At 64.1% G+C, this 13,463-nt stretch carries 11 protein-coding genes; 2 read left to right on the forward strand and 9 right to left on the reverse strand.

What is annotated here, in order from left to right:
* Window positions 1-2: 2 nt before the first annotated feature.
* From pstC to AC0L3C_RS28625, 6 genes are all read right to left on the reverse strand, one after another.
* Window positions 3-992: a phosphate ABC transporter permease subunit PstC gene (gene pstC, locus AC0L3C_RS28600; protein ID WP_007615692.1), complete on the reverse strand. Its 990-nt coding sequence runs from the start codon at window positions 990-992 to the stop codon at window positions 3-5.
* A gap of 99 nt (window positions 993-1,091) precedes the next feature.
* Complete coding sequence (gene pstS / locus AC0L3C_RS28605; RefSeq protein WP_473265888.1) at window positions 1,092-2,105, reverse strand: phosphate ABC transporter substrate-binding protein PstS; 1,014 nt, start codon at window positions 2,103-2,105, stop codon at window positions 1,092-1,094.
* Window positions 2,106-2,248: 143 nt separating this feature from the next.
* Entirely contained in the window at window positions 2,249-3,547 is a 1,299-nt protein-coding gene (locus AC0L3C_RS28610) for an ATP-binding protein (protein WP_473282069.1), read from the reverse strand.
* A gap of 33 nt (window positions 3,548-3,580) precedes the next feature.
* A complete protein-coding gene (locus AC0L3C_RS28615; protein WP_007615704.1) occupies window positions 3,581-4,636 on the reverse strand; it encodes a lysylphosphatidylglycerol synthase domain-containing protein in 1,056 nt (351 codons plus the stop codon).
* Window positions 4,637-5,087: 451 nt separating this feature from the next.
* Window positions 5,088-5,390: a hypothetical protein gene (locus AC0L3C_RS28620; RefSeq protein WP_473409572.1), complete on the reverse strand. Its 303-nt coding sequence runs from the start codon at window positions 5,388-5,390 to the stop codon at window positions 5,088-5,090.
* Between the two features lie 2 nt (window positions 5,391-5,392).
* Window positions 5,393-6,787, reverse strand: a complete 1,395-nt coding sequence (locus AC0L3C_RS28625; RefSeq protein ID WP_473265886.1) for an OmpA family protein — start codon at window positions 6,785-6,787, stop codon at window positions 5,393-5,395.
* 164 nt (window positions 6,788-6,951) lie between these two features.
* Here AC0L3C_RS28625 and AC0L3C_RS28630 point away from each other — a divergent pair, with 164 nt between their 5' ends.
* Complete coding sequence (locus AC0L3C_RS28630) at window positions 6,952-8,010, forward strand: polysaccharide deacetylase family protein (RefSeq protein ID WP_473409573.1); 1,059 nt, start codon at window positions 6,952-6,954, stop codon at window positions 8,008-8,010.
* A gap of 224 nt (window positions 8,011-8,234) precedes the next feature.
* A complete protein-coding gene (locus AC0L3C_RS28635; protein ID WP_473409574.1) occupies window positions 8,235-9,044 on the forward strand; it encodes an SDR family oxidoreductase in 810 nt (269 codons plus the stop codon).
* Between the two features lie 174 nt (window positions 9,045-9,218).
* Here the strand turns inward: AC0L3C_RS28635 and boxB are convergent, their stop codons facing one another.
* The 3 genes from boxB to AC0L3C_RS28650 all read right to left on the reverse strand — a co-directional run bounded on the left by boxB (window position 9,219) and on the right by AC0L3C_RS28650 (window position 13,357).
* A complete protein-coding gene (boxB, locus tag AC0L3C_RS28640) occupies window positions 9,219-10,655 on the reverse strand; it encodes a benzoyl-CoA 2,3-epoxidase subunit BoxB (RefSeq protein ID WP_473293270.1) in 1,437 nt (478 codons plus the stop codon).
* Between the two features lie 118 nt (window positions 10,656-10,773).
* Window positions 10,774-12,462, reverse strand: a complete 1,689-nt coding sequence (gene boxC, locus AC0L3C_RS28645; protein ID WP_473409575.1) for a 2,3-epoxybenzoyl-CoA dihydrolase — start codon at window positions 12,460-12,462, stop codon at window positions 10,774-10,776.
* 73 nt (window positions 12,463-12,535) lie between these two features.
* A complete protein-coding gene (locus AC0L3C_RS28650) occupies window positions 12,536-13,357 on the reverse strand; it encodes an alpha/beta fold hydrolase (RefSeq protein WP_473409576.1) in 822 nt (273 codons plus the stop codon).
* Window positions 13,358-13,463 lie beyond the last annotated feature (106 nt).

Consider the following 13,463-nt stretch of genomic DNA (forward strand, 5'->3'; position numbering starts at 1 on the left):
CGCTAGTTCCCCGCCTTCTTTTCCAGCCGCATCAGCATCAGCCGCGCCGCTGCGAGCACGAAGAAAGTCAGCACGAACAGCAGGAGGCCGAGCAGGATCAGGCCGGACTGGTGCAGGCCGTCGCTCTCGGCGAACTCGGATGCGATCGCCGCCGAAATCGTGGTGCCGGGGGCGAAGATCGACGACGATATCCGGAACGAGTTGCCGATGATGAAGGTCACCGCCATGGTCTCGCCGAGCGCGCGGCCCAGCGCCAGCATGACCCCGCCGATGACGCCGACGCGGGTGTAGGGGATCACCACGCTGCGGACGACTTCCCAGGTGGTACAGCCGACGCCGTAGGCGGCTTCCTTCAGGACCGGAGGCACCGTCTTGAACACATCGACCGAGATCGAGGTGATGAATGGCAGCACCATGATCGCGAGGATCAGCGCGGCATTGAACAGGCTGAGATAGGACGGCGGTCCCGCGAAGATCGCGCCCAGCACGGGCACGCCGTCGAATATCTTGATCATGAAGGGCTGGAACGTGTTGGCGAGGAACGGACCCAACACGAAGAAGCCCCACATGCCGTAGATGATCGAGGGGATGCCGGCGAGCAGCTCGATCGCCATGCCGATCGGGCGGCGCAGCCATTGCGGGCAGAGCTCGGTGAGGAAGATGGCAATGCCGAGACCCACGGGAATGGCGATCAGCATCGCGATGAAGGAGGTGACGAGCGTGCCGTACATCGGCCCGAGCGCGCCGAGCACCGGCGGATCGGCGGACGGCGCCCAGCGCTGCGTCCACAGGAACGAGACCCCGAATTCCTTCATCGCCGGGAAGGCGCCGACGATCAGCGAAATGATGATGCCGCCGAGGATCAGAAGCACCGAGATCGCGGAGAGCCGCGTGATCCAATAGAAGGTGACGTCGCCGAGCTTGAACGCGCTCAAGGCCTTGGCGCGATCATACGGTCCGGCGTCGTCGATTACATCGCTCTGAACGGCCATCTCTGCCACGCCGATCCCCTGTACTAAAATAGTATACGTTTTTTGTTGGTCCGTGCCCCGGATGCGGCGCAGCGCATCCGGGGCACGGGCGTCGCGTACCTAGCTCTTGATCTCGGCAGCCCAAGTCTTCTCGATCAGCTGAACGACCGGATCCGGCATCGGGATGTAATCGAGCTCTTCGGCTGCCTTGCCGCCGTTCTTGAAGGCCCAGCGGAAGAACTTGATGGCTTCCTGCGAGGACGCCTTGTCGGTGGCATCCTTGTGCATGAGGATGAAGGTCGCCGCCGTGATCGGCCAGGACTTCTCGCCGGGCTGGTCGGTCAGGATGACGTAGTAGCCGGGAGCCTTGGCCCAGTCGGCGTTGGAGGCGGCCGCCTGGAACGCTTCGACGGTGGGCTGCACCGGCTTGCCGGCCTTGTTGACGAGACCGGTGTAGGTCAGCTTGTTCTGCTTGGCATAGGCGTACTCGACGTAGCCGATCGAGTTCTTGGTCTGGCTGATGTTGCCGGACACGCCTTCGTTGCCCTTGGCGCCGACGCCGACCGGCCATTCGACGGCGGTACCTTCACCGACCTTGCTCTTCCAGTCCGCGCTGGCCTTGGCGAGGTAGTTGGTGAAGTTGAAGGTGGTGCCCGAACCGTCCGAACGGCGGACCACGGTGATGGCCTCCGAGGGCAGCTTCACGTTCGGGTTCAGCTTCTTGATCGCGGCGTCGTCCCACTTGGTGATCTTGCCGAGATAGATGCTGGCCAGCGTCTCGCCGTCGAACACCATCTCACCGGGCTTCACGCCCTCGATGTTGACGACGGGCACGATGGCACCCATCACCATCGGCCACTGGACGAGGCCGTCCTTCTCGAGCTGCTCGGCCTTGAGCGGCGCGTCGCTGGCGCCGAAGGTCACGGTCTTGGCCTGGATCTGCTTGATGCCGCCGCCGGAGCCGATCGACTGGTAGTTCAGACCGTTGCCGGTCTCCTTCTTGTAGGCGTCAGCCCATTTGGAATAGATCGGGAACGGGAACGTCGCGCCGGCTCCGGTGATGTCGGCAGCAAAGGCCGCCGTCGTCGATGCGGCAACCAAGCCAGCAGCAACGATCGTTTTGAGGAAATTCATGCTGGTCTCCATACAGGGGAGCGAAGCGCCATCCGCGCCCGATCGCGCTCCCCGTGCCGCCCCTTTAGGAGCGGACAGCTGAGCTTTTACGAAGGTTTGGTGACAGTCGGATGACAGTGTTAAGCAGCTGAAATCGCTGGAATTTAGCTCAGAGCCGCGGGCCTGCCCTGGGGAAAACAGGCGGTGAAAGTGGCGCCCTGTTTGGGCACGCTTTCGATCAAAAGCCGGCCGCGGTGGCGGTTAAGAATATGTTTCACCAGCGATAATCCGAGCCCGGTGCCACCCTGCGAGCGGCTGTCGCCGACATCGACCCGGTAGAAGCGCTCGGTCAGGCGCGGCAGATGCTCCGGCGCAATGCCGGGGCCGAAATCCCGGACCAGGACCCGGATTTCCTGAGTTCCATCAGGCGCGGCGCCTGAAATCAGCGACACGATGACGCGACCGCCCGAGGCGCCGTATTTGAGCGCGTTCTCGATCAAATTCTCGAACAGGCGGAGCAGCTCCTCGCGGTCCCCCGCGATCAGCACCGGGCTCTCGGGGAGCTGGGTCTCGACCTCGACCTGGCGCTCCCGCGCCAGCGGCTCGAGCCCATCGGCGACCTGCAAGATGATCGGCAGCAGGTCGACCAGGGTGTCGGGCCGCACATGGGCCGACAGCTCCACCCGCGACAGCGACAGCAGATCGTCGATCAGGCGTGCCATGCGGGTCGCCTGGTTGTGCATGATGCCGAGGAAGCGCTCGCGCGCCTTGGGATCGTCCTTGGCCTGGCCCTGGAGCGTGTCGATGAAGCCGGACAGCGCGGCCAGCGGCGTGCGCAGCTCGTGGCTGGCATTGGCGACGAAATCGGCCCGCATCTCCTCGACCCGACGAAGCGGCGTCTGGTCGTGGAAGGTCATCAGCATGCATTTGTCGGCGCCGCCAAAGGTGGTCGGCACCGGCACCGGCGTGATGGTCAGCTCCATCCAGCGATCGACCGGGACATGGTCGAGATAGGTCGCGCGCCGCGGCTCGGTGGTTGCGATCGACTCGCGCAGCGCCGTGATGATCTCGGGCGAGCGCAGCGCGAACTGGGCGAGCTCATTCCGGCGCAGCGCCGGCGCGAGCTGGGCGGCCGCGGCGTTGAGATGGATGACGCGGCCGGCGCGGTCGAGCAGCACCGCGGGATCGGGCATGCCGGCGACCACCGCAGCCACCGCCGCGCTCTCGACCGGATTGACCCGGCGGGTCTCTTCGCGGGAGGCGGCGGTATCGTGCAGGCGCCACGGGATCAGGGCTGCGGCCGCGACGCAGAGGAACACCGCAATCGCATGCAGCGCCGATAATTCCCCCAGCGAGACCACCACCGACAGCGCCAGCGCCGCAGCGATCAAGATGACGGTCGAGTGCCGCAGCCGGTCGGACCAGGGCTGGGAGGAGGGAGAAGATGGGGCGTCGATCGCCATCGGGGCGGGCTTCTCCAAAGGACCTTGCGCCGGTCAGGCGCCGCTGTCGCTGCGCTTTCTCACGTATGCGGCTTCAGGCGCGGGGCCAGGGTCGAGCTTGAGCGCAGCCTGCTGCAGGCGTTTCGATCGTGCGCCGATGATAACTTCGCGAAACGTCAGCAAGATTACAGATATGACGAAAGGGGACAGATAATAGAGGACGCGGAACAGCAGCATGCCGCCCAGCAGCTCCTCGCGGTCCATCTGCCAGAGCCCGACCAGCATGGCCGCGTCGAACACGCCAAGGCCTCCGGGCGAATGGCTGGCAAAGCCGAGCAGCGTGGCCGAGACGAAGATCACCGCGACCACCACGAAGCCGAGATTGGGCTCGTCCGGGACCAGCACGTACATCGCCAGCGCGCAGAAGCCGAGATCGATGATGCCGATCGCGATCTGGAGCAACGTCAGCGGGCCGCCCGGCAGCATCACGGTCCAGGGCCCGCGGCCGACCATCCGCGGCTGGGTCCAGACCCAGACCACGTAAGCGACCAGCCCGACGATGATCATCATCGCCAGAGTCCGGTTCAGCCAGGGCGGAAGCTGGTCGATCGAGGCCGCGGCCTCCGGATGATAGGAGATGCCGAGGCCCAGCACCGCGGCATTGCCGAGCCAGAAGGTCAGGCCGGCGAGGAAGCAGATCTTTGCGACGTCGATCGCGTTCAGGCCGTGGGCGGAATAGATGCGGTAGCGCACCGCGCCGCCGGTGAAGACGCTGGCGCCGACATTGTGGCCGATCGAATAGCTGGTGAAAGCGGCGAGCGCGTTGATCCGATAGGGCACGTGGGCGTGGCCGATCGCGCGCACGGCGAACAGGTCGTAGAAGGTCAGCGTGAAATAGCCCGCGGCGACGAACAAAGCCGCCAGTGCAATCTGGCTCGGCTCGGTGCTCTTGATCGCCTCGAGGACTTCGTTGACATCGATGCCGCGCAGCATGTGGTAGAGCACATAGCAAGCGATGCCGATGACCGCGACGCTGATCACAACTCCAAGCTTATGCAGGATTTGCTTCTGGCGCAGAAACGACATCGCCCTGCGTATGGCTTCCAGCATCTAGACCTCGAACAACGCTTCAGCGGCCGGGGTGGCCGGCGAACAGGCGGATGACACGCAGGCACCCGACGAACCCTCTCTGCCGGTCCCGGCATCGCGCATACCCGCTATCCCTCCACTAGCGCGTTTCCGGGCGGAGTGGAATTCGGCAATTCGAAGAAAAACTCGTGCCTTCAATATTTTAGGCAGGGTTGCGGGCTCCTGATGCACGGTTTGGCGCTTTCGGCGGCAAGACTGACGCGAATCTCCATGGCAATCCTGCGCAGTGGCCATGAAGTTTTGATGATTTCCACCGCACAATGTTCCGTCACGGCTTAAGCCGACGTCAATCTATGGGGTACCCTCGCCTGTTGAAAGAGGGGAGGCCGGAGCGTTTGTTCACGGTTTTCGATGTGCGGGGAAGGCCGCGCAGCGGCGCTCCTGACTTCCGCAGTCAGGGTGCAGGGCAACATCACAGAGCGGCAGGAGGCGCGGTGCGCGCGACCACCCGGTCGCGCAGCCAGGCGCCGATGGCGCCGCCGACGAGGTAGCAGGCGAACATGATCAGGCCGAGGTCGAGCCAGTAGCCGAAGCGGCCGGGGACCACACGCGCGAACGAGGCCGCGACCAGGCCGGCAGCAAGCACGGCGAGCCAGCGCGCGGTCACCTTCGAGGTGCCGTTGCCGCGCTGGACCACCGAGATCCAGCCCATGGAGAAGCCGAGCAGCAGCGAGCCGATCAGCCAGCCCAGATGAAACGAGACGAGATAGGGCATCGTCACCTCACCAGAAATTCGATGCGGCGGTTCTGCGCCTTGGCGTCTTCGCTGTCATTGCCGGCGACCGGCTGCGTGCTGCCGTAGCCGACCGCGGTGAAGCGGCTGGCAGGCAGGCCGGCCTTGACCAGATAGTCGATCACCGCCTGCGCGCGCTTCTCCGAGAGTGCCTGGTTGAAGGAATCCTCGCCGTCGGCATCGGTATGCCCGGCGACCTCGATATTGGTGGTGGGACATCGCAATGCCGTCTCGATCAGATGATCGAGAATGCCGGCGGAATCCGGATCGATGTCGGCGCGCTTCGCCGCGAAGCGAATCTTGGCCTTGGCCAAGAGCTCGGAGAACAATTGCTGGCACACGGTGCCGTCGACCGGGCCGGCCGCGGGTTTCACCGTGATTTCCGGCTTGTACTGCCAGTTTTTCGGAAAATCCTTGCCAAGGCCTGTGCGGATGTCGTTGGCGGCACCTTCATAGAGCGCATCGCCCGACAGCTTCACCTCGCGGTCGGACACGACCAGCGTGCCGGTCGACAGTCGCGACAGCGCGCCGAGCGCTGCGACCACGGCGAGGCTGAAGGAACCGGGCGCGCCGACGCTGGCCTTGAGATTGTCGACGACCTTTTCGTTGAAGAATTTGCGCGACGCGCTGGTAGCGATGGCCGCGTGGACGTTGTTGTCGGGAACATAGCCGGTCAGCGTCACCGTCGCAGCCACCGGATCCTTGTAAGCCTGGAAGACGTAAGGCGGCGCCTTGACGTCGTTGGCGGCGATTGAAAAGCCCTCGGGCAGGTTTTTCAGCGCCGCTGCGACGGCTTCGCGGCCGCCGAGATCGCGCGCCATGCCCGACAGAGTGACTTTGGTGTCTGTGATCGTGATCTTGCCGTCCTTGAGCTTGCCGATCTGGTCGAGCAGCAGCATCGCAGCCGCCTCGAACCGCGGCGGTGCGCCGCGCGCCAAACCCATCTGATCGGCCACCTCGGTACCGGCGACTTCCTTGCGGGCCGCCTCGGTCAGGCGGCCCTTCATCGACGGCAGGGGCGCGGAGCCCGACAGCGTGACCCGCACCACGTCGCGTTCGGCGTTCCAGACGAAGGGCTTTGCCTCGGGAACGAGGCGGGTCCGGTCGTCGACCAGGCGCACGCCGGGCACAGACTCGACCGCCACAACAGCGTCGCGGCGCCCCTCCTCGGAAAAGGCGTCCGCAGCCAGGCTGACGTCGCGGCCGTCCACCGCGATCCGGGTCTTGTCCAGAACGGTATCCTTTAGAGCCGCCGAGCTGCGGGCGGAAAGGTCGGCCTCGACCGGCAAAGTATTATTCCAGGCCGCAAATCCCCACATGACGGCCAGGGGGATGAGCCCCGGCCACCATTTGCTGGCCCACCTGAAAAGCTTGTGCATTCGACGACCCGAACTCTGGAACCGGAGACAAAACAAACCCTTGGCAGGCTGTCAAACCGGAAATGACGCCCTTCCGAAGGCCGGGCCTGGACAATTGGAATAACTTTTTCTTCAAGGGTTCTTCCGTAAGTTGAAGGCGGAATGCCAAAGTCCGCCAGCGGGTCATGAAACAACTTCGTAACAACGTCATCCGCGCCGGGCTGGAAGCACTCTATTTCAGCGGCGCCCACCACCTGTTGCGCCCGCTTTTGTCGGGCGTCGGCGCCATTTTCATGCTGCATCACGTGCGGCCGGCACGCGCCGCGACGTTCCAGCCGAACCGACATCTCGAAGTCACCCCCGAATTCCTGCGCGCGACCCTGCGCCATCTGCGCTCGCGCGAGATCGACATCGTCAGCATGGACGAGCTGCATGAGCGGCTGGTGCGGCGCCGGTTCGACCGCCGCTTCGCCGCCTTCACCCTCGACGATGGCTATCGCGACAATCTCGATTTCGCGCTGCCGGTTCTGCGCGAATTTGACGCGCCTCTGGCAGTCTATGTCGCCAGCGATTTCGCAGAGGGCACGGGCCGGCTGTGGTGGGAGGCGCTGGAGGCCGTGATCGCCAAGACCGAGCAGATCGAGGTGACGATCGGCAATGCCGCGCTGCGGCTCGATGCGACGACGCCAGCCGCCAAGCAGGCGGCGTTCGACCGCCTGCACGACTGGTTGCGGGCATTGCCCGGCGAGCACGATCTCAAGCGCGAGATCGAGGCGCTCTGCACGAAGTACGGTGTCGACATGGCCGCCCTGTGCCGCAGCCTCTGCCTGTCCTGGGACGAGGTGAAGACATTTGCCGCCGATCCCCTGGTCACGATCGGCGCGCATTCCGTCAGCCATTGCAATCTCGCCAAGCAAAGCGAAGCGATCGCCACGCAGGAGATGGCCGGGAGCCGCGCCCGGATCGAGCAGGCGCTCGGCCGCAATGTCCAGCATCTTGCCTATCCCTATGGTGATCGGGAGGCGGCGGGCGAGCGTGAATTCGTGCTCGCTGCATCCTCCGGCTTCAAGACCGCGGTGACGACGCGGCCCGGCATGCTGTTCGCCGAAAACGCCGGCCACATGACCGCGCTGCCACGCGTCTCGCTCAACGGCAATTACCAGGACACGCGGATTCTGCCGGTGCTGACCTCGGGCGCCGCGACCGCGATGTGGAACGGCTTCCGCAGGATCGCGGCGGCGTAGTTTCAAATCTCCGCTGTCGTCCCAAATTCAGACGTCGTCCTGGCGAAAGCCAGGACCCATTGCCACCGCTGTCCACTTTGCGACGCGCTGAGGCCATAGCTCATTCAGGCAATTCCGTCTTGGGGTAATGGGTCCTGGCTTTCGCCAGGACGACGAGGCGGCGCCTTCCTTGACTCCCCTCCCTACCCCGCTCAAAACGTCGCCAAACACCAAGGGGAGGCACCATGTTCAACGATCTGTTCTCGCTCAAAGGCCGCGTCGCGCTGGTGACCGGCGGTTCGCGCGGCATCGGCAAGATGATCGCGGCGGGATTTCTCAGTGCAGGGGCCGCGAAGGTCTACATCACCGCGCGCAAGGCCGGGCCTTGCGAAGCGACTGCGAACGAGCTCTCCGCGCAATATGACGGCGAATGCATCGCGCTGCCGATCGACATCTCGACGCTGGCCGGCGCCGAGCTGCTCGCGAGCGAATTCGCCAAGCGCGAGCCCAAACTCGACATCCTCGTCAACAATGCGGGCGCGGCCTGGGGCGCGGAGTTCGACGAGTTTCCGGAGAGCGGCTGGGACAAGGTGATGAACCTCAACGTCAAGGCGCCGTTCTTCCTGACCAAGGCGCTGGCGCCCACGCTGCGCGCGGCGGCATCAGAAGAGCGGCCGGCGAAAGTGATCAACATCGCCTCGATCGACGGCATCTTCGTCAATCCGGGCGAGACCTATTCCTACGCGGCGAGCAAGGCGGGGCTGATCCATTTGACGCGGCGCATGGCCGTGAAGCTGATCGGCGACCACGTCGTGGTCACCGCGATCGCGCCGGGCCCGTTCAAATCCGACATGAACCGGGCCGCACGCGATCATGCCGACGAGGTCTCGACCCGCGTGCCCGCGGGCCGCGTCGGCACCGACGAGGACATGGCGGGCGCTGCGATCTATCTCGCCTCGCGCGCGGGAGATTATGTGGTGGGCGCGACCATCGCGGTGGACGGCGGCATTGTTTATGCGAACCCGGGAATCAAGGGGAGCGGCTGGGATATTTGAGGCATCGCGCTGCTCGCGGCGTCAGCGGAGCGCTCCCTCGCCCCGCTCTTGCGGGGAGAGGGTTGGGGTGAGGGGCTTCTCTCCACACGTGAGATTGTCGCCGTACCTGTACCCCCTCACCCGGATCGCAAGGGCGATCCGACCTCTCCCCGCAAGCGGGGAGAGGTAAAGTAGTTACGACTCGATCCTCACATACTCGAAATCGCCGGGCTTGTTGTCGATGCCGACTTTCGGCGGCGAGATCCAGGAAGCGAACTGGCCGGTCTCGGTGACGGGCTGCATCAGCGAGGTGATGAAGTCGCCGTCGGCGGTCGATGGCAGCCATTCGTCCTTGCGCTTCGCCCAGGTTGCGTCGTCGATCAACAGACCATCCGGCGTCGCGTGGATGCCCTTGAACTCGCCGATATGGCGATGGAAGGCGACGTTGGGCAGCTTGAGCTGAAACTGGTAGCCGGAGGTCGAGATCACCTTGTTCCAGCGCAGCATGCCCTTGACGCAATCCTGGCTGTAATCGTCGCGCAGGCGCATGTTGAGCGCGGTCAGCGCCGGCTCGTCCACCAGCTTGATCTCACCGTCGATGAACTTCAGCACCGGATAGGTGGCGTTCTTGAGCTGATGATCGTCGTCGATCTGGGTCTCGTGATAGCGGCCCTTGATGCCGGTGTTGAAGGCGTTCGCCGCGTTGGTCGAGACTTCCGAGCCAAACAGATCGAGCGACAGCGTATAGTGCAGGTTCAGCTTCTTCTGGATGGTCGGCAGGTCGATCACACCAAGAGCGCGGACCTTCGCGATATCAGTGGGATCGGTGATGCCGGCTTCCCGCATCGCATCGCAGGTGCGCTGCACGACACGCGTGATGCCGGTCTCGCCGACGAACATGTGGTGCGCTTCTTCCGTCAGCATGAAGCGGCAGGTGCGCGACAAGGGATCGAAGCCGGACTGCGCCAGCGAGTGCAACTGCATCTTGCCGTCGCGGTCGGTGAAATAGGTGAACATGAAAAAGGACAGCCAGTCCGGCGTCGCCTCGTTGAAGGCGCCCAGCATGCGTGGCGAGTCGGCGTCACCCGAGCGGCGGCGCAACAAATCGTCGGCCTCTTCACGTCCGTCGCGCCCAAAGTACTTTTGCAGCAGGTACACCATCGCCCAGAGGTGACGGCCTTCCTCGACATTGACCTGGAACAGATTGCGCATGTCGTACAGCGAGGGCGCGGTCTTGCCGAGGTGGCGCTGCTGCTCGACCGAGGCAGGCTCGGTGTCGCCCTGGATCACGATCAGACGGCGCAGCATGGCGCGATACTCGCCCGGGACTTCCTGCCAGGCCGGCTCGCCAAAATGCTCGCCGAACGGCACGACGCGGTTCTCCTCCTGGGGAGCAAGGAGAATGCCCCAGCGATACTCGGGCATCCGCACGTAGTCGAATTTGGCCCAGCCGCGCGGATCGACCGAATAGGCGGTGCGCAAGTACACCAGCGATTCCTGGAAGCCTTCCGGCCCCATGTCTTTCCACCAGTCCATGTAGCCGGGATGCCAGCCTTCCAGCGCTTTGAGCACCTGGCGGTCTTCGGCCAGATTGACGTTGTTCGGAATCTTGGTCGAGTAGTCGACGTTCATGATGTTCATGGAGGACCTCCCGTGTGGGACTAGTTCATTAGATCGCGGGCATCGAATTGTGGGATCGCGAATAGCGAGCGGCGAATGGCGTCTCTATTCGCCACTCCCCATTCGCGCTCTACACTCGCGTCATATCGAATTTCGGCTTCTGGCCGCTGCCGTAGCGGCGCAGCGCGCCTTCCTCGCCGACCGCGTTCGGGCGCTGGAAGATCCAGTTCTGCCACGCGGTGAGGCGCGAGAAGATTTTCGATTCCATCGTCTCGGGGCCGACGAAGCGCAGGTTGGCTTCCATGCCGGTGAGGCTGTCCGGCGAGAAGCTGGCGCGTTCCTCCAGGAACACGCGGACCTCGTCGTCCCAGTCGATGTCGTCGAGCGCGAAGGTGACGAGACCGAGCTCTTCGGCCTGCTCGGCGTCCAGAGCGGTGCCCATCGTGGCTTCCGCGCGTTCCACATCGGCCGGATCGGCCTGGAAGCGCGACTGAAGCCGCGTCAGGCCATGGCTCATCGGATACGGACCGAAATTCATCGCTGACAGTTCGATCGACGGCGGCGGGCGGTTGTCACCCTGGCGCGTGCCGATCAGCATGTAGGAGCGGTCGGCGGCGAAGACGAGCTCGGCGAGCGTGCCTGCAAAGCAGGAGCCGGGCTCGACCAGCGTCACCAGCGTGCGCGAGGTGACGTCGATGCGCTTCAAGACGCGTTTCCAGTAGTGCCTGATCTCGTTGACCAGCCAGTGCGCCTTGTTGGCCTCGAGGAAGGCATCGCAGGCGAGCACATGGGCGCGGTCGCCATGGCTCTTGAACACCAGCATGGCGATCTCGAGCTCGTTGATGCGCAGATGCAGGATGGCGTCGTCGAGTTCGCGCGCAACCTGGAGCGGCCAGAACGCGACACCCTGCGCCATCATGCCGTCGATGTCGCCGGGCGGCGCGGCTTCAGGCGCCTTGATTGAGATCGTGGCGATGCGCGCGGCACGGTCGAGGTCGACGGTGACAAAGCCGTAGCGGATGCTGGTCTCATCGATGATGCGCTTGAGCGGCGTCAGCGCGATGCCCTTGCCGCTGCCCTTGCGCTTGGAGGCGTCGGCGAATTCTCTCGCGCGCTCGGCAACCATGCCTTCGAGCTTGCTGTTCGGCGCGATCTCGTCGACCAGGCGCCATTGCACGGCGCGCTTGCCCTTCACGCCTTCTTCGATGGTGCAGAAGAAATCGGCATGATCGCGGCGGACCTTGCGCTTGTCGACCACGCGCGTGAGGCCGCCGGTGCCCGGCAGCACCGCAAGCAGCGGCACTTCGGGCAAGGCGACGGCGGACGCGCCGTCATCGGCAAGCATGATGTGGTCGGTGGCGAGCGCGAGCTCATAGCCGCCGCCGGCGGCGGAGCCGTTCACGACGGTGATGAAGCGCTGGCCGGAATTCTCCGACGAATCTTCCATGCCGTTGCGCGTCTCGTTGGTGAACTTGCAGAAATTGACCTTGTGGGCATGCGTCGAGCCGGCGAGCATGCGGATATTGGCGCCGGCGCAGAACACGCGGTTCTTGGCCGAGCGCATCACCACGACCTTCACCTCGGGGTGTTCGAAGCGCAGGCGCTGGACCGCGTCGGCAAGCTCGATGTCGACGCCGAGATCGTAGGAATTGAGCTTGAGCAGATAGCCCTCGAACAGGCCGCCATTCTCGTCGACGTCCATGGTCAGGGTGGCGACGTCACCGTCGACCGCGAGCTTCCAGTGCCGGTAGCGGGACGGCTCGGTCTGGAAATCGATGAATGTCGCGCCGCCTGCGAGGCGCCGATCTTCCCCGGCCATGGGCCACCCTTGAGCTCGTCTTGGTTTTACCGTTAGATGCACAATAATGCATATTATTGCGCGCGTCTAGTCCTTAACGGCTCCCACATGCATTTTGTTGCATATCTTCTCGCAGGGCCGCTGCTGCAAATTGCTCAATCGCGTCAAGGGTCGCTCCCGGCGCCTCGCGATGCGGAGAATGCGCCGCGCCTGACATGACTTTCAAATCGACCGGGCAATAGCATTCTTGTTGCGCGATCTCGGCCTGACGCAGCGTCCCGTATTGGTCGTCCACGCCTTGGATGACCAGCACCGGAACGCGGATATAGGCGAGATATTCCGAGATATCCCAGTCGCGGAATTTCAGATCGAGCCAGGCGGCGTTCCAGCCGTAGAAGGCGTTGTCGACGTCCTTGTGCCAGCGCGCGAGCTTTGACTTCAGGTCGGTGGTCTCGAAGGTGGTCTTGATGTCCGCAATCGACTTCACCGAGATGTCCTCGACGATGAAATGCGGCGCGATCAGCATGAGGCCGTTGAGGCGATGATCCTGATGCGCGCCGGCATAGATCGTCGCGATCGAGGCTCCGTCGGAATGGCCGAGCAGCAGGCCGCGCCTGAAACCGATCGCATCGAGAATCTTTGGCAGCACGTCCAGAGCCTCGCGCTGCATGTAGTCGAGCGGCCGCGGCAACGCGACCTTGCTCGATTGGCCATAGCCTGCACGCGAATAGGCAAAGATGCCGGCGGAGGTTGCGTGCTGCAGCTTTTCCGGGAAGTCACCCCAGAGCCCGACCGAGCCGAGGCCTTCATGCAGCATGACGATGGTGGGTGCATCGGCACTCTGCGGCGCCAGCCATTTGTACTCGAGACTGGCGCCATCGATGCTGAGAAAGCCGGTGGGGGCGAGATTGGTCATGCTGTCACTCTTCTCTCCGTCGTCATGCCCGGGCTTGACCCGGGCATCCACGTCGTTCCTCAATCGCAGTCGCGCGTGGATGGCCGGGACACTTTGCTCAAGACGC

Source organism: Bradyrhizobium sp. WSM4872, from assembly GCF_055811715.1.

Coding starts and splice junctions, on each gene's coding strand:
- pstC (WP_007615692.1), bottom strand. CDS start 992: ATGGCCGTTCAGAGCGATGTAATCGACGACGCCGGACCGTATGATCGC.
- pstS (WP_473265888.1), bottom strand. CDS start 2,105: ATGAATTTCCTCAAAACGATCGTTGCTGCTGGCTTGGTTGCCGCATCG.
- AC0L3C_RS28610 (WP_473282069.1), bottom strand. CDS start 3,547: ATGGCGATCGACGCCCCATCTTCTCCCTCCTCCCAGCCCTGGTCCGAC.
- AC0L3C_RS28615 (WP_007615704.1), bottom strand. CDS start 4,636: ATGCTGGAAGCCATACGCAGGGCGATGTCGTTTCTGCGCCAGAAGCAA.
- AC0L3C_RS28620 (WP_473409572.1), bottom strand. CDS start 5,390: ATGCCCTATCTCGTCTCGTTTCATCTGGGCTGGCTGATCGGCTCGCTG.
- AC0L3C_RS28625 (WP_473265886.1), bottom strand. CDS start 6,787: ATGCACAAGCTTTTCAGGTGGGCCAGCAAATGGTGGCCGGGGCTCATC.
- AC0L3C_RS28630 (WP_473409573.1), top strand. CDS start 6,952: ATGAAACAACTTCGTAACAACGTCATCCGCGCCGGGCTGGAAGCACTC.
- AC0L3C_RS28635 (WP_473409574.1), top strand. CDS start 8,235: ATGTTCAACGATCTGTTCTCGCTCAAAGGCCGCGTCGCGCTGGTGACC.
- boxB (WP_473293270.1), bottom strand. CDS start 10,655: ATGAACGTCGACTACTCGACCAAGATTCCGAACAACGTCAATCTGGCC.
- boxC (WP_473409575.1), bottom strand. CDS start 12,462: ATGGCCGGGGAAGATCGGCGCCTCGCAGGCGGCGCGACATTCATCGAT.
- AC0L3C_RS28650 (WP_473409576.1), bottom strand. CDS start 13,357: ATGACCAATCTCGCCCCCACCGGCTTTCTCAGCATCGATGGCGCCAGT.